Annotated in this window: 12 protein-coding genes; 9 read left to right on the top strand and 3 right to left on the bottom strand. The window is 41.8% G+C overall.

Annotated elements, in window-relative coordinates; all coding sequences use genetic code 11:
- Nucleotides 1-54: 54 nt before the first annotated feature.
- From JQM82_RS09865 to JQM82_RS09845, 5 genes are all read left to right on the top strand, one after another.
- Nucleotides 55-2,037: a sodium-translocating pyrophosphatase gene (locus JQM82_RS09865; RefSeq protein WP_235250052.1), complete on the top strand. Its 1,983-nt coding sequence runs from the start codon at nucleotides 55-57 to the stop codon at nucleotides 2,035-2,037.
- A 211-nt stretch (nucleotides 2,038-2,248) separates the two neighbouring features.
- Nucleotides 2,249-3,289 (top strand): CobW family GTP-binding protein, encoded by a 1,041-nt coding sequence (locus tag JQM82_RS09860; RefSeq protein WP_235250050.1) that lies wholly within the window; start codon nucleotides 2,249-2,251, stop codon nucleotides 3,287-3,289.
- Between the two features lie 21 nt (nucleotides 3,290-3,310).
- Nucleotides 3,311-4,252, top strand: coding sequence for a GTP-binding protein (locus JQM82_RS09855; protein ID WP_235250048.1), 942 nt, complete (start codon nucleotides 3,311-3,313; stop codon nucleotides 4,250-4,252).
- 179 nt (nucleotides 4,253-4,431) lie between these two features.
- Nucleotides 4,432-7,968: a pyruvate:ferredoxin (flavodoxin) oxidoreductase gene (gene nifJ / locus JQM82_RS09850; protein ID WP_235250047.1), complete on the top strand. Its 3,537-nt coding sequence runs from the start codon at nucleotides 4,432-4,434 to the stop codon at nucleotides 7,966-7,968.
- Between the two features lie 137 nt (nucleotides 7,969-8,105).
- Nucleotides 8,106-9,578, top strand: a complete 1,473-nt coding sequence (locus tag JQM82_RS09845; protein ID WP_235250045.1) for a sodium-dependent transporter — start codon at nucleotides 8,106-8,108, stop codon at nucleotides 9,576-9,578.
- 41 nt (nucleotides 9,579-9,619) lie between these two features.
- Here JQM82_RS09845 and JQM82_RS09840 read toward each other — a convergent pair whose 3' ends face one another.
- Nucleotides 9,620-9,970, bottom strand: a complete 351-nt coding sequence (locus JQM82_RS09840; protein WP_235250043.1) for a hypothetical protein — start codon at nucleotides 9,968-9,970, stop codon at nucleotides 9,620-9,622.
- Nucleotides 9,971-10,118: 148 nt separating this feature from the next.
- On the opposite strand from JQM82_RS09840, the gene JQM82_RS09835 reads away from it, so the two are divergent.
- Complete coding sequence (locus JQM82_RS09835) at nucleotides 10,119-10,292, top strand: hypothetical protein (RefSeq protein ID WP_268827704.1); 174 nt, start codon at nucleotides 10,119-10,121, stop codon at nucleotides 10,290-10,292.
- A gap of 124 nt (nucleotides 10,293-10,416) precedes the next feature.
- Nucleotides 10,417-11,802 carry an alanine/glycine:cation symporter family protein gene (locus JQM82_RS09830; protein WP_235250039.1) on the top strand — a complete coding sequence of 462 codons (1,386 nt, stop codon included), beginning with the start codon at nucleotides 10,417-10,419 and terminating at the stop codon, nucleotides 11,800-11,802.
- 94 nt (nucleotides 11,803-11,896) lie between these two features.
- On the opposite strand, the gene JQM82_RS09825 is transcribed toward JQM82_RS09830, so the two are convergent.
- Both JQM82_RS09825 and JQM82_RS09820 read right to left on the bottom strand, forming a co-directional pair.
- Nucleotides 11,897-12,427, bottom strand: a complete 531-nt coding sequence (locus JQM82_RS09825; RefSeq protein ID WP_235250038.1) for an ECF transporter S component — start codon at nucleotides 12,425-12,427, stop codon at nucleotides 11,897-11,899.
- A gap of 122 nt (nucleotides 12,428-12,549) precedes the next feature.
- Entirely contained in the window at nucleotides 12,550-13,437 is an 888-nt protein-coding gene (locus JQM82_RS09820; protein WP_235250035.1) for an AraC family transcriptional regulator, read from the bottom strand.
- Between the two features lie 126 nt (nucleotides 13,438-13,563).
- Between JQM82_RS09820 and JQM82_RS09815 the strand changes: the two genes are divergently transcribed.
- On the top strand, nucleotides 13,564-14,745 hold the full coding sequence (locus JQM82_RS09815) for a galactokinase (RefSeq protein WP_268827703.1): 1,182 nt from the start codon (nucleotides 13,564-13,566) through the stop codon (nucleotides 14,743-14,745).
- Nucleotides 14,746-14,772: 27 nt separating this feature from the next.
- Entirely contained in the window at nucleotides 14,773-16,263 is a 1,491-nt protein-coding gene (galT, locus tag JQM82_RS09810) for a UDP-glucose--hexose-1-phosphate uridylyltransferase (protein WP_235250032.1), read from the top strand.
- The last annotated feature ends 154 nt before the right edge of the window (nucleotides 16,264-16,417 follow it).

Below are 16,417 nucleotides of genomic sequence, written 5' to 3'. Positions count from 1 at the left end.
GTGATTTTTTATGCTAATATATAAGATACAGTAATTCACAGGGAGGATTGGATTATGGAAATGTTTTTGAAAATTGTTCCGCTCCTGGGTATCCTGGGCCTTCTGTTTGCAGCGTATCTTGCATCAAAGGTTAATAAACAGGAACCAGGAACGGACAGAATGAAGGAGATTGCAGCTGCAATCAGTGATGGAGCACAGGCGTTCCTGACAGCAGAATATAAAATTCTTATTATATTCGTTGCGGTACTCTTTGTACTCATCGGTATCGGTATTGGAAACTGGATTACGGCAATTTGTTTTGTTGTTGGAGCATTGTTCTCAACACTGGCAGGCTTCTGTGGAATGAAAGTTGCCACAAAAGCAAATGTCAGAACAGCAAATGCAGCGAAAGAGAAAGGAATGAATAAAGCTCTTTCCATTGCATTTTCCGGTGGAGCGGTTATGGGTATGTGCGTGGCAGGATTTGGTGTATTTGGTGTGAGTGTAATCTATCTCATCACAAGAAATGTAGATATCATCACCGGATTCAGTCTTGGTGCATCTTCTATTGCGTTGTTTGCACGTGTCGGCGGTGGTATCTATACGAAAGCTGCTGACGTAGGAGCCGATCTGGTCGGCAAGGTTGAAGCGGGTATTCCTGAGGATGATCCGCGTAACCCGGCAGTTATCGCTGACAATGTTGGTGATAATGTAGGTGACGTTGCAGGAATGGGTGCTGACTTATTTGAATCTTATGTCGGAGCACTGATATCAGCACTGACTTTGGGAATTGTGTATTTCCAGGAGGAAGGGGCTGTGTTCCCACTGCTTATTGCAGGTCTGGGACTGGTTGCGTCTATTCTTGGTACTTTCTTTGTAAAGGGAGACGAGAATTCAAATCCGCATAAGGCATTAAAGATGGGATCTTATGTGGCAAGTGCCCTTGTACTGATTGTTTCTGTTGTATTAAGTAAATACTTCTTTGGAGACTTCAAGGCAGCATTAGCGATTGTTGCAGGACTGGTAGTTGGTCTTCTGATCGGTATTATCACAGAAGTGTATACATCCGGCGATTATAAGTCTGTAAAAGAGATCGCTGAACAATCTGAGACCGGATCTGCAACAACCATCATTAGTGGACTTGCAGTTGGAATGAAATCAACAGCAATCCCGATTCTTTTGATCTGCGTAGGTATCTTCATTGCTTACCAGGCATGTGGACTTTACGGAATCGCGCTTGCAGCAGTAGGAATGCTTTCTACTACAGCAATCACAGTTGCAGTAGATGCATATGGTCCGATTGCCGACAATGCAGGCGGTATTGCTGAAATGTCCGGATTGGAGCCGGAAGTTCGTCAGATCACAGATAAACTGGATGCAGTAGGAAATACAACAGCTGCTATGGGTAAAGGCTTTGCGATCGGATCAGCTGCATTGACAGCTCTTGCATTGTTTGTATCTTATGCAGAGGCGGTTAAGCTTGAGACAATTGATATTCTTGACAGTCGTGTTATCATCGGGCTTCTGATCGGTGGTATGCTTCCGTTTTTATTCTCTGCTATGACGATGTCATCTGTATCAAAAGCAGCATATCAGATGATTGAAGAAGTCAGACGTCAGTTCAGAACAATGCCGGGAATCATGCAGGGAACCGAGAAACCAGATTATAAGTCCTGTGTTGCAATTTCTACAACAGCTGCACTGAAAGAGATGCTGGTACCTGGTATTATGGCAGTTGTTGCTCCGTTAGCGGTTGGAATTCTGTTAGGACCTGCTTCTCTTGGCGGACTCCTGGCAGGAGCACTTGTAACGGGCGTTATGATGGCGATCTTCATGTCCAATGCAGGTGGAGCATGGGATAATGCAAAGAAATATATTGAAGATGGAAATCATGGCGGCAAAGGAAGCGAAGCACACAAAGCAGCAGTAGTAGGAGATACAGTAGGAGATCCATTCAAGGATACATCAGGACCATCCATCAATATCCTGATCAAGCTGATGACGATTGTATCACTTGTATTTGCACCATTATTCCTGTCAATTGGCGGATTGCTGTAACAGGAATGGCGTTTCTTTTGAATATAGAGATATTGTAAAATATCCTTGATTTTAGGGGTTGTTGCAAAATGTATTTTGCGGCAATCCCTTTTTTGGGGGATTTTTTGAAGATCTTTGTTTTCGATATGGGCTGGAAAGGCAAAGAAGATTGTGATAAGATATGTGACGATGGGATTTATTGAAGATATAGTAAAGAAAAGAGGCAATGAATATGACAAAAGTGGATATTATATCCGGTTTTTTAGGTGCTGGAAAAACAACATTTATCAAAAAGCTGATTCGGGATGTGTTTGCAGGAGAAAAGCTGGTGCTGATCGAGAATGAATTTGGAGAGATTGGTATTGATGGCGGTTTCCTGAAGGATGCAGGTATTGAGGTTACAGAGATGAATTCCGGATGTATCTGTTGTACGCTGGTTGGCGATTTCAGTGCGGCTCTTCAGAAAGTTCTGGCAGAGTATCAGCCGGATCGTGTGATTATTGAACCGTCCGGAGTAGGAAAACTGTCAGATGTTGCGAGAGCAATTGAAAATGTGAAAAAAGATGCCGACATTGAGATTGATGGAAGAATTACTGTGGTAGATGGTAAAAAAGCAAAGATTTATATGAATAATTTCGGGGAATTTTTTGAAAATCAGGTAGAACATGCATCGACAATTGTAATCAGCCGTACACAGATGATGGACGATGAGAAGATTGAAGAATGTGTCCATATGCTTCGGGAAAAGAATGCAGATGCGACCATTATATCAACACCATGGGAAGAACTGGGAAAAGAAGCTGTTTTACATGCGCTCAATAAAGGTGCTGGTCTAGAGAGCCTGCTGGAGGAGTCTGATGAACATCATGAAGAATGCTGTGGTCATGAGCATGAACATCATCACCATGATCATGAAGAATGCTGTGGACACGATCATGAACACCATCATGAACATGGACATCATCACCATGATCACGAACACCATCATCATGCAGATGAAGTGTTTACAAGCTGGGGAAAGGAAACAGCGCACAAATACACAGAAGAGGAACTGGATTTCCTGCTGAAATCACTTTCAGAGACAGACGGATATGGAACGATACTTCGTTCAAAAGGTATTATTCAGATGACGGATGGTGGATGGAAACAGTTTGATCTTGTACCTCAGGAATATGAGGTAAGAGAAGGACAGGCAGACTATGCAGGAAGAGTGTGTGTGATTGGAACAGATCTGAAAGAAGACGATCTGATTCAATTGTTCCATATTCGGTAAAAAAGTAAAGAGGGTGATATTATGGTAACTCCTGTATTTGTGGTAACAGGGTTTCTGGACAGTGGAAAAACCACAATGATAAAAGAAACCTTGATGGAGCAAGAATGGATTGAACCTGGACTCACACTCCTTTTGGTGTGTGAAGAAGGAGAAGAGGAATATTCGAAGGAATATCTGGATGCAAAAGAGATGGTCATGTTAAAAATTGACGATATCAGTCAGTTAAATACCGTGTTTTTTAAAAACTGCGAAAAGAACTATCATCCGGCTCAAATTGTAATTGAATATAATGGTATGTGGAAACTGGAGGATCTTCTGACCATCAAGTATCCGCGTAATTTTGAACTTCAGGGTGTATACTCAACGGTAGACGGAACGACGCTGGAAATGTATCTGGCTAATATGAGAAACATGTTGATGGAACAACTCGCGGAATCAGAGCTGATTGTTGTCAACCGATGTGCTGATGGAGTGAACCGTTCAGGATTTCGACGTGCACTTAAGGTACAGAACCCAATGGCTCAGCTGTTGTTTGAAGGGATGGATGGGAAGATTATAGAACCTTCAGAGGAAGATCTGCCATACGACGTCAAAGCAGAAAAGATTATAATTGATGATATGGACTTTGGAATCTGGTATGTAGATGCATATGATCATCCGGAATTATACCTTCATAAGGAAATAGAATTTAAAGCACAGACATTCCGACCGCGTGGAATGAAGGAAGACATGTTTGTCCCTGTTCGACAGATCATGACATGTTGTGCGGCAGATGTCAGGTATTATGGATATCCTTGTAAAACAAATGGAAAGATACAGATTACAAAGCATGCATGGGTTCGTGTCAGGGCAAGATTTGAATATGAGTCAGTTGCTGCATTTGGAAGCAAACAGCCGGTGTTGTATCTGATAAGTATGGAACCGGCAGAAAAGCCGACAGAGGAAATCGTATATCTTGGATAGAATTTATCAGTATTTCCCAAATTGCAGAGAAGAAACGAAACGGAAGATAAAGAACGGATGTACCCAAAAAGGAACAAAATAAGGGTAAGAATGGCTAGACTTTTGGAAATGCAAGGGATATAATAATTATACACGTCAAAATATATGATTTGTACTATTATTAAGGAGGAACAACAAAAATGGCAAGAAAAATGAAGACCATGGATGGTAATCAGGCAGCAGCTCACGCATCATATGCTTATACCGAAGTTGCAGCGATTTACCCAATCACCCCATCATCTGTTATGCCTGAACACGTAGATGAGTGGGCTACCGAAGGTAGAAAGAACATATTTGGACAGACTGTCCAGGTAACAGAGATGCAGTCAGAAGCAGGTGCAGCAGGTGCAGTACACGGTTCCCTGGCAGCAGGTGCTCTGACAACAACCTTTACAGCATCTCAGGGATTATTGTTGATGATTCCTAACTTATATAAAGTAGCAGGTGAGCAGCTTCCAGGAGTGTTTAACGTATCCGCTCGTGCACTGGCAAGCCATGCGCTGTCAATCTTTGGCGATCATTCAGACGTATACGCATGTCGTCAGACAGGTGCTGCTATGCTCTGTGAATCCAGTGTACAGGAAGTTATGGACCTGACACCGGTTGCTCACTGTGCAGCATTAAAAGGAAAACTTCCATTCATCAACTTCTTCGATGGATTCCGTACATCTCACGAAATTCAGAAGATTGAAACATGGGATTATGAAGATCTGAAAGATCTGGTAGATCTGGATGCAATTGATGAATTCAGAAATCATGCACTGAATCCGAATCATCCATGCCAGAGAGGTTCTGCTCAGAACCCGGATATCTTCTTCCAGGCAAGAGAAGCATGTAACCCATATTACGATGCTATGCCGGCTATCGTTCAGGAGTACATGGACAAAGTTAATGCTAAGATTGGAACAGATTATAAACTGTTCAATTACTATGGAGCTCCAGATGCAGAGAAAGTGATCATTGCTATGGGTTCTGTATGTGATACAATCGAAGAGACAATTGATTATCTGACAGCAGCTGGAGAAAAGGTTGGTGTTGTTAAAGTTCGTCTTTACAGACCATTCTGCGCACAGGCATTGATCGATGTAATTCCAGATACTGTAAAATACATCAATGTTCTTGATAGAACAAAAGAACCAGGAGCTCAGGGCGAGCCATTATATCTGGATGTTGTTTCCGCACTGAAGGGATCTAAGTTTGACGCTGTTCCGGTTAACTGTGGACGTTACGGATTAGGTTCTAAAGATACAACACCTGCACAGATTGTTGCAGTATTTAATAATGTTGACAAAGAAAGATTTACCATTGGTATTGAAGATGATGTAACGAACCTTTCACTGGAAGTTGGTGCACCTCTTGTTACAACACCAGAAGGAACAATCAACTGTAAGTTCTGGGGTCTGGGAGCAGACGGTACTGTTGGTGCGAACAAGAACTCTATCAAGATTATCGGTGACAATACAGATATGTATGCACAGGCTTACTTTGATTATGACTCTAAGAAGTCTGGTGGTGTTACAATGTCTCACCTGCGTTTTGGTAAGAAGCCAATTAAGTCTACTTACCTGATTCATAAGGCAAACTTTGTAGCATGTCACAATCCTTCTTATGTAAATAAATACAATATGGTTCAGGAACTGGTTGATGGCGGAACATTCCTTCTGAACTGCCCATGGGATATGGAAGGTCTGGAGAAACATTTACCGGGACAGGTTAAGGCATTTATTGCTGACCACAACATCAAATTCTATACAATCGATGGTATTAAGATTGGTAAAGAGATCGGACTTGGCGGACGTATCAACACAGTTCTTCAGTCTGCATTCTTCAAACTGGCAGCTATCATTCCAGAGGAAGAAGCAATTGACCTTATGAAGAAAGCAGCTAAGGCTACTTACGGAAGAAAGGGTGACAAGATCGTACAGATGAACTACGATGCAATCGATGCAGGTGCAAAACAGGTTGTTGAAGTAGAAGTACCGGAATCCTGGAAGTCCTGCACAGATGAAGGTCTGTTTGCTCCGGAAGTTAAGGGCGGAAAAGATGATGTTGTAGCATTTGTTAAAAATATTCAGGCTAAGGTTAATGCTCAGGAAGGTAATACACTTCCGGTATCTGCATTCAACGATTATGTAGATGGTTCTACACCGTCTGGTACTGCAGCATACGAGAAACGTGGTATTGCAGTAGATATCCCGGTATGGAAATCTGAGAATTGTATCCAGTGTAACCGCTGTGCATATGTATGTCCGCACGCAGTTATTCGTCCGGTAGCATTGACAGAAGAAGAACTTGCTAAGGCTCCGGAAGGAACACAGGCAATTCCAATGATCGGTATGCCGGGACTGAAATTCACAATGACTGTATCAGCTCTTGACTGTACAGGATGCGGTTCTTGTGCGAATGTCTGCCCGGGTAAGAAAGGTGAAAAAGCTCTCGTTATGGAAAACCTGGAAGCAAATGCAGCATCTCAGGATGTATTTGATTTCGGTAGAGAGATCGAAGTTAAACCGGAAGTTGTTGCTAAGTTTAAACCGGAAACAGTTAAGGGAAGCCAGTTTAAACAGCCACTGTTAGAGTTCTCAGGAGCTTGTGCCGGATGTGGTGAGACACCATATGCTAAGTTGATCACACAGTTATTTGGTGACAGAATGTACATTGCAAATGCAACCGGATGTTCTTCTATCTGGGGTAACTCTTCACCATCTACACCATATACAGTAAATGGAAAGGGACAGGGACCTGCATGGGCGAACTCCTTATTCGAAGACAATGCTGAATTTGGTTATGGTATGTTACTTGCTCAGAAAGCAATCAGAAAGAGACTGAAAGAAGAAGTTGAGACTGTTGCAGCATCAGATGCAGCATCAGCTGAAGTAAAAGCAGCTTGTCAGGAATATCTGGATACATTCAACTGTGGCATTACAAATGGTGATGCTTCAGATAAACTGGTTGCATTATTAGATGGATGCGATTGTGATACATGTAAGGATATTGTTAAGAATAAAGACTTCCTCGCTAAGAAATCTCAGTGGATCTTCGGTGGTGACGGATGGGCTTATGATATCGGATTCGGTGGAGTTGACCACGTATTAGCAAGTGGTGAAGACATCAACATCATGGTATTCGATACAGAAGTATATTCTAACACAGGTGGACAGTCTTCTAAGGCTACTAAGACTGGTGCTACAGCACAGTTTGCAGCTGGCGGAAAAGAAACTAAGAAGAAAGACCTCGCTGGTATCGCTATGAGTTATGGTTATGTATACGTAGCACAGATCGCTATGGGCGCAGACTTCAACCAGACTGTAAAAGCAATTGCAGAGGCAGAGGCTTATCCGGGACCATCTCTGATCATCGCTTACGCTCCATGTATCAACCATGGTATCAAGAAAGGTATGAGCAAAGCTCAGACTGAGGAAGCATTAGCAGTAGAATGTGGATACTGGAATAACTTCAGATTCAATCCTGCAGCAGAAGGTGGCAAGTTCACACTTGACAGCAAAGAGCCTAAACAGGAAGATTACCAGGCATTCCTTGACGGAGAAGTTCGTTACAATGCACTGAAGAGAGCTAATCCGGAAAAAGCAGCTAAACTGTTCGCTAGAAACGAAGCAGAAGCTATGGAAAGATATGCATATCTGAAGAAACTGGTAACTCTGTACGGAGAAGAATAAGAATCAGTTTTAGGAAGATAAAAGGGCGGTTGCGAAAGCGGCCGCTCTTTTTCTTTTCTTGCGTAATTATTTCTTGCCATCTTACATCTATATGAGTATACTTGTTGTTATATGATGTGTAAAAGAGAGGATAATACATGAAAAGAGAGAATTTTGGCTCACGTCTGGGATTTATTCTTGTTTCTGCAGGATGTGCAATTGGAATTGGAAATGTATGGAAGTTCCCATATATGTGTGGAGAGTTCGGAGGAGCAGCATTTATATTGATTTATTTGCTTTTTTTAATAGTTTTGGGGATTCCCGTTCTGGTCTGTGAATTTGCAGTAGGGCGCGCAAGTCGTCACAGTGTTGCTGCGGCATTTGAAATACTGGAACCGGAGGGGACACATTGGCATATTACGAAATGGATTGGCATTATAGGAAGTTATCTCCTAATGATGTTTTATACAACGGTTGGTGGATGGATGATGTATTATTGTTTTCGTAGTGTCAGAGGTGACTTTGTCGGAGCGGATGCAGGTCAGGTGGCGAAAGCTTTTTCGGAAATGCTGGATAATCTTCCAACCATGGCTTTTTGGACTACTCTTATCTGTGTTATCGGCCTTGTGGTTTGTCTGTTTGGAATTCAAAAAGGGATAGAACGTGTTTCGAAGGGGATGATGTCAGCTCTTCTGGTGATTATGGTCGTGCTGGCAGTTCACTCTATTTTTATGGATGGTGCAGTAGAAGGAATCCGCTTTTACCTGGTTCCGGACTTTTCCAGGATGTTGGAAATCGGCATCGGCAATGTGGTATTTGGAGCGATGAGCCAGGCGTTTTTTACGCTTTCTATTGGTATTGGAGCAATGCTGATCTTTGGAAGTTATATGGATGATTCCAGAAGTCTGACTGGCGAGGCAATCAGTATTACGGCACTAGACACATTTGTTGCATTGATGGCAGGGTTTATTATTATTCCTGCGTGTTTTTCATTTGGAATCGAGCCGGGAGCAGGACCGAGTCTGATATTTATTACTATTCCGAATATTTTTGTGCAGATATCAGGCGGCCAGATCTGGGGAGCTTTATTTTTCCTGTTTTTGACATTTGCGGCTTTTTCAACGATTGTCGCAGTGTTTGAGAATATTATTTCGTTTGATATGGATCTGTTTCAGTGGTCCAGAAAAAAGAGTACATTTGTGAGTGCGATTCTGATTATTTTGCTTAGTATGCCATGTGTACTGGGCTTCAATGTATTAGCCGGATTTGAGCCACTGGGAAGCGGTTCGAATATCATGGATCTGGAAGATTTTATAGTATCCAATAATCTCCTTCCTTTGGGAAGCCTGGGGTATGTATTATTCTGTACCGGAAAAAATGGCTGGGGATGGGAACCGTTTCTGAAAGAGGTAAATACCGGAAAGGGAATCCGATTTCCAGCGTTGATGAGAGGGTATACTGCATATATATTGCCACTGATTATCATTGTGATATATTTGAAGGGGTATTATGATAAGTTTGCCGGTATGGGAAAAATGGCAATGAGTATATGGATGGCAATCGCTGTATTGCTTTTGGGATTCGTGCTATGTTGTTCATGGTTATCGGGGAAAAGAAAATCTGATAAGTAGAAAGGACTGGTGTAATAGTTTCGAGATTATTACACCAGTTTTTATGATATTTTTTCTTCGATTTGATCAACTCGTTGTTCCAGATGGGATATTCGACGTTCCAGAAGAGGAATCGTATCAGCATCGAGTTTTATAGTTCTCATTGTTGCTTCCAGACGATCCAGGCGTTCTTCAATACGAGTGAAGTGAAGATTGGTTTTTTCCTGTACCAGATCAACTTCTTTCAGGATTGTGTTTAAAAGATATTGATTATTTGCTTCAAAACGTTCGTCTAGGAAATCCTTGAGCCGAAAATCCTGTTCGACAAATTTCTGATCGAATCTTGCGTCCTGTTCAGCGAATTTCTGATCGAGTAGAACGGTAAGGGATTGTAATAGTTCGTTGTTGGTCATTGTATCACCTCCTGCTACTATTGGTTGTATAAAGATTATATCAGGAAGTATATATAATTTCAATTTTAAAATTAAATTCTAAACATTCTGGAAATTCTGAACTCATTCAAGATATTCATGGCTCCATTGTTTTACATAATTTAAAAATTTGAGTGTTGCAGGAGATCTTGGAAATGTGATCAAAGGGGAACTGGTAGGACGTGAAAACGACGATGAGATCATTGTATTCGAGACGGTTGGAGTGGCAACACAGGATCTGGTGGCTTCAAGAGAGATTTATGATAAAGCAGTGGAAGCAAGCGTAGGAATTCAATGGGGTTAATAGCTGTACAGCAATAGCAGGTTATGTTATTATGTTCTTATATTCTGTCTGAGCTGTGTCTTTCATTGACGGAGAGCAGGAATATCATGTTTGGGAATGATGAAAAAGGAGTATAAGAGATAAGATGACAGTATTAATTGAACAAATTTATGTAATATTATGGGGCGATATTGTATCGATTCCCCTTCCGGGAAGCGAAAGTCTGGGACTTTCGCTTCTGGTTATTTTACTGATACCGACAGGAATTTATTTTACAGTTCGTACCAGATGTCTTCCGATTCGACTGTTCCTGGATATGGTCAGGTCTCTGACAGGGAAAAAGCAGCAGAATAGTGCCCTCTCATCGCTGCAGACGTTGATTGTGTCTACGGCTACAAGGGTTGGAATGGGAAATCTGGTTGGAGTTGTCGCAGCAATATCCGCCGGAGGGGCAGGTGCAGTCTTCTGGATGTGGCTGACAGCACTTCTGGGATCATCGACGGCATTTGTTGAGGCGACGCTTGCACAGCTGCATAAAGAAGAAGATCCGTTATATGGAGGTTACCATGGAGGACCGGCTTATTATATTCATCATTATGCAGAACAGAAGAAGGGAAAAAAGCTGAAACATTCTGTTCTTGCAGTTTTGTTTGCGGTGTCAGGTCTGATCTGTTGGTGCGGAATCAGTCAGGTGATCAGCAATTCTGTTACTTCTGCGTTCGCCAATGCATTTCATATTCCACCGATTTATACGACAGTTCTTCTGGTGATTCTGGCAGCAATTATTGTATTGCGAAAAGATGCTACGGTGAAAGTACTGGATGTTATGGTTCCGGTTATGGCGGGGTGTTATTTCCTGATTACGCTGTTTATTATTGTGACGAATCTTTCACATCTTCCGGTTGTATTCGAAAGAATATTTTCAGAGGCTTTCGGAATCCGACAGGCGGCGGCCGGGGGATTCGGAGCGGTGATCATGAACGGAGTGAAGCGTGGATTGTTTTCCAATGAAGCAGGCTCCGGATCAGCGCCCTGTGCGGCAGCAGCGGCTCAGAGTGATCATCCGGTGGAAATTGGTCTGGTTCAGGCACTTGGGGTTTTTATCGATACAATTGTGATCTGCAGCTGTACAGCAATGATTATGCTTTTGGTTCCGGAAAACGTGACAGATGGACTTGCAGGAATGGATCTTTTGCAGGCAGCCCTACAGTACCATCTTGGAGATTTTGGAGTTGTTTTTATTGCAATTACATTAGGGCTATTCAGTTTTTCCACGTTTATAGGGATTTTGTTCTATGCCAGATCAAATGTTGCTTATCTGTTTGGCAACAAATGGAGTTTCCAGACAGCTTATAAGATCCTTGCGCTGATTATGTTATTTGTCGGAGGACTTGCAGCTTATACAGTTGTATGGGATTTGGGAGATGTAGGAATCGGTCTTATGACAATCTTTAATCTGATTGCCCTGTATGCAATGTCTGGACAGGTGCTTCAGGCACTGAAAGATTATGAATCGAGTAAAAGAATATAGAGGAAACGAAAAGGGACTGCCGTAAAAGACAGATGTTGTTTTTTACGGCAGTCCCTTTTTCCGGGGATACAAACGTATTGTAAAGAAGGTTCTTTTATTGATTAGCTTCGTATGCTGTACGTCGGATATCAGGGATCGCAATCAGTGCAGGATAGAGTATGCAGGCAATGATCAGTCCACCGACTCCCTGAATGATATTGGCAGGTATACTGGCCGCAGCTCCCGAAACACCGTACATAAAGGATTCACACAGGAAATATCCTCCGGCAACCAGGATAATATCTGTCACGCCGCCAAGAATCACTGCGGTATAACGACTTTTTGAAGTTTTACCGATCTTCTGGTAGATGACTCCTGCAATCAGAGCAATCAGACCCTTGATCACAAGTGTGATAGGTACATAGATAAAATATCCGCCGATCAGATCAGCAAGGGCAGATCCGATTCCGCCTGCAACCATTCCCCATACAGGTCCAAGGATCACACCGGATAAGATGACAACTGCGTCACCTGGATGAATGTATCCGTTGGTTCCAGGAGTTGGGATCCGTATAGACATGGTCGCAACACAGGCAAGTGCCGCAAACAGTGCAGTCATTATAATTTTCTTTAAGTTCGTATTCATGGCTCATTCCTCTTTTCTGTTAAGTAATTTTGTGATTGAGGATACTTTACAATAATTCTGGAATGAGATAAAGGGCCAATTATATAAAAAATAACCGATCCAGTTTTTGGAAAAAGAGATTATTATGAAGATAGATGATTTTTACGATACTGACTGGGAGAACATCCCATGTATCGTTTGAATATCTGTCCATAGTAAGCAGGGGTGGAAAATCCGACCATATCAGCGATTTTTGTGATACTTTCTCCGCTCATCAGCAGTGGAAGACTGTTCTGGATTCGAAGAGAAAGCAGATAATCGAATATCGTCATTTTCATGTGTTTTTTAAAGAACCGGCAGCATTCGCTTTTGCAAATGTTAACATGGTCCGCAATATCGTCCAGACAGAGGTCTTCCATGGAATGCTCCTGGACGTAGGACATAATACTGCGGAGACGATCCAGGTGTTTTGGATCAGGAGAGGCATCAGAAGGGATGGAAGAATAATAGTGATAAAGATTCTGCCAGATAGAAGTGAGAAGCATGTGAATCCGGAGCTCATAATCCTGCGGAGGGTCCAGCGATAACTGATAAATTGTCTGAATCTGTTCCAGAACATTCTGCTGCCAGGGTGTCTTTGGATCCAGTTTCAGAGAAGCCCAGGCTTCATTGGAAGTGATAAAATCCATAAATTTTGTCTGAATCAGACTGTTTTCATACCCATAGATAAAGCGGGGATGGAAAGTGACAGAGATGTAATTACAGTCCTGACCGTCCAGCATATACCCTGAATGCAGGGCATTGCAGTTACAGAACAGTCCTTCTCCGGCGGAAAGGATATATTTTTGATCATTTACACAGTATTCCATCTGTCCGGATATGAACCAGGTCAGTTCAATCTCCGGATGCCAGTGCCACATAAAAGAACCCTGCTCATAAAACTGAATTGCTTCGGGACTGATATGGACAGGAAATGAGTAATTTCCGTGTTGCTTGTTTTCTTTCCGGTTTTTTTCTATGTTGATCTGCATAACATCCTCCAAATATGATAATCTCAATATTTTTATATATTTGTCCAATATATTTATTGCTGTATGATTATGTTCTCATTATAATCATAAATTAGATGATATATATATGCAAGGGGAATTCATTGAATGGAGGATAAAAAAGTGAAAGATCAGTTGATTCAGAAATTTGTGAAACTGTATGGAAACGGCGGTGAGATATCTGCTTATTTTGCACCGGGAAGGGTGAATCTGATTGGAGAACACACAGATTATAATGGCGGACATGTATTTCCGTGTGCACTGACACTTGGAACTTATGGAATCGTACGAAAAAGAGAAGATCGAAAGCTGAGATTTTATTCTGTGAATTTTGAAAAAGCCGGGATCATTGAATCGAGTCTGGATGAACTGGTGCCGGAAAAAAAAGCTGGATGGACCAATTATCCAAAGGGAGTGATGTGGGCATTTGAAAAGAGAGGATATCATATTCCGGAAGGAATGGATATTCTGATCTGTGGAAATATTCCAAATGGATCAGGACTGTCATCTTCTGCATCTCTGGAAGTTCTTACAGGAATCATTTTGAGAAATACATTTGGATTTGATGAAGTTTCCATGGTAGATATTGCCCTGATCGGTCAGGATTCTGAGAATAATTTTAACGGATGCAATTGTGGAATCATGGATCAGTTTGCAAGCGCTATGGGTAAGAAAGATCATGCAATCTTCCTGGATACCAATACCTTGCATTATGAATATGCTCCGGTTATTCTGAATGATGCAAAGATTGTAATTGCCAACAGCAAAGTAAAGCATAGTCTGGTGAATTCTGCCTATAACGACAGACGAAATGAATGTGAGACTGCACTGAAGGAACTGAAGGAAGTAACAGAGATTCAGACACTTGGAGATCTTACAGAAGAGGAGTTTGAGACTTATAAACAGGCAATTAAAGACCCGGTAAGAAGAAAACGTGCAAAGCATGCAGTGTATGAGAATCAGAGAACACTGCGGGCGGTAGAAGCGCTTAAGAATCAGGACATAGAGCTGTTTGGACAGCTTATGAATGCATCACATACATCACTCAGAGATGATTATGAAGTTTCCTGTAAGGAGATTGATATTCTGGTTGATCTTGCGCAGGCAATGCCGCATGTATTAGGATCCAGAATTACGGGCGGTGGATTCGGCGGATGTACCGTCAGCATTGTAAAGAATGATACGGTAGAAAAGTTCGTGGATGAGATAGGAAAAGCCTATGAAGAAAAAGTCGGACACAAAGCAGAATTTTATGTCGTAGATATTGGCGATGGAGCAAAAGCCATCTAAAACATCGAAGAAAAGGAGATCGAAACAATGTTATATGAAAATATTAAAAAACTGGTAACCTATGGAATCCAGACCGGACTGACTCCGGAATGCGAACGCATATACACGACAAACCTTCTGCTCGAATTATTTGGGGAAGAAGATTATGAAGATGTTGATATTGATGAAACGCAGATTGATCTTGAAACAGTACTCGCGGCACTATTGGATGAAGCTGTGGAGAGAGGAATCATTGAGAACAGCATTGGATTCCGCGACCTTTTTGACACAAAGATCATGAACTGTCTGGTGCCGAGACCTGCGCAGGTGCAGGAAACATTTGCAAAAAAATATGAAGCTTCTCCGGAAGAAGCAACGAATTATTTTTATAAGTTGAGTCAGGACAGCGATTATATCCGCCGTTACAGAGTGAAAAAAGACATGAAATGGAAAGTAGATTCGGATTATGGCAGGATTGATATCACGATCAATCTCTCAAAACCGGAGAAAGATCCGAAAGCGATCGCTGCAGCAAGAAATGCAAAAGCAAGCAGCTACCCCAAGTGCCTTCTGTGTGTGGAAAATGAAGGATATGCGGGCAGACTGAATCATCCGGCAAGAGAGAATCACCGCATTATTCCGATTACGATCAATGACAGCAAATGGGGATTTCAGTATTCACCTTATGTATACTACAATGAGCATTGTATTGTGTTTAATGGACAGCATGTTCCTATGAAGATAGAAAAAGCAACATTTGTGAAGCTTTTTGACTTTGTGAAAATGTTTCCGCACTATTTTCTGGGATCCAATGCGGATCTTCCGATTGTCGGTGGATCTATTTTAAGCCATGATCATTTTCAGGGAGGACATTATACCTTTGCGATGGCTGAGGCCTCAATTGAAAAGCATGTGACGATTCCCGGATATGAAGATGTGGAAGCAGGAATTGTAAGATGGCCATTGTCTGTTTTGCGTATCAGAAGTAAAGATGAAAAACGTCTGATCAGTCTGGCAGACCACGTGCTGAATGCATGGAGGGGCTATACAGATGAAGATGCATATATCTTTGCGGAGACAGACGGAGAACCACACAATACGATTACTCCGATTGCAAGGAAAAAAGGAGAAATGTATGAGTTGGATCTGACCCTTCGCAATAATATCACAACAGAAGAACATCCTCTGGGAGTTTATCATCCGCATGCACAGTATCATAATATAAAAAAGGAAAATATTGGTCTGATCGAGGTTATGGGGCTTGCAGTGTTGCCTGCCAGATTGAAGGAAGAACTGGAAATTCTGGCAGATTATCTGGTAGAAAAGAAAGATATCAGGAGCAATGAAAAGATTGAAAAACATGCAGAGTGGGCAGAAGCATTTCTTCCGAAATATCCAAAGATTACAGAGGAAAATGTTATGGACATCCTGAAGGAAGAAGTTGGAATTACCTTTGTTCATGTATTGGAGGATGCTGGAGTGTATAAGTGTACACCGGAGGGAAGAGAAGCGTTTATGCGATTTATAAATAGCTTATAATCATCGGATATAAGGTCTGAGCTGGATGCGTATTGTTGATAATAGGATTACCGTAAGTAAAGTGGAAAAAGGGAAATAGATGAGATTGCTGTAAAGGTTCGTGAAATCTTTGCAGCAATTTTTTTGCTGAAAAAAAGGATATAAACATATAGAA

The sequence above is a fragment of the Faecalicatena contorta genome (assembly GCF_021531995.1).
GTDB classification, from domain to species: domain Bacteria; phylum Bacillota; class Clostridia; order Lachnospirales; family Lachnospiraceae; genus Dorea_A; species Dorea_A contorta_A.
Note: the sequence above shows the minus strand (reverse complement) of the source record. Positions and strands in the feature narration are given on the sequence as shown.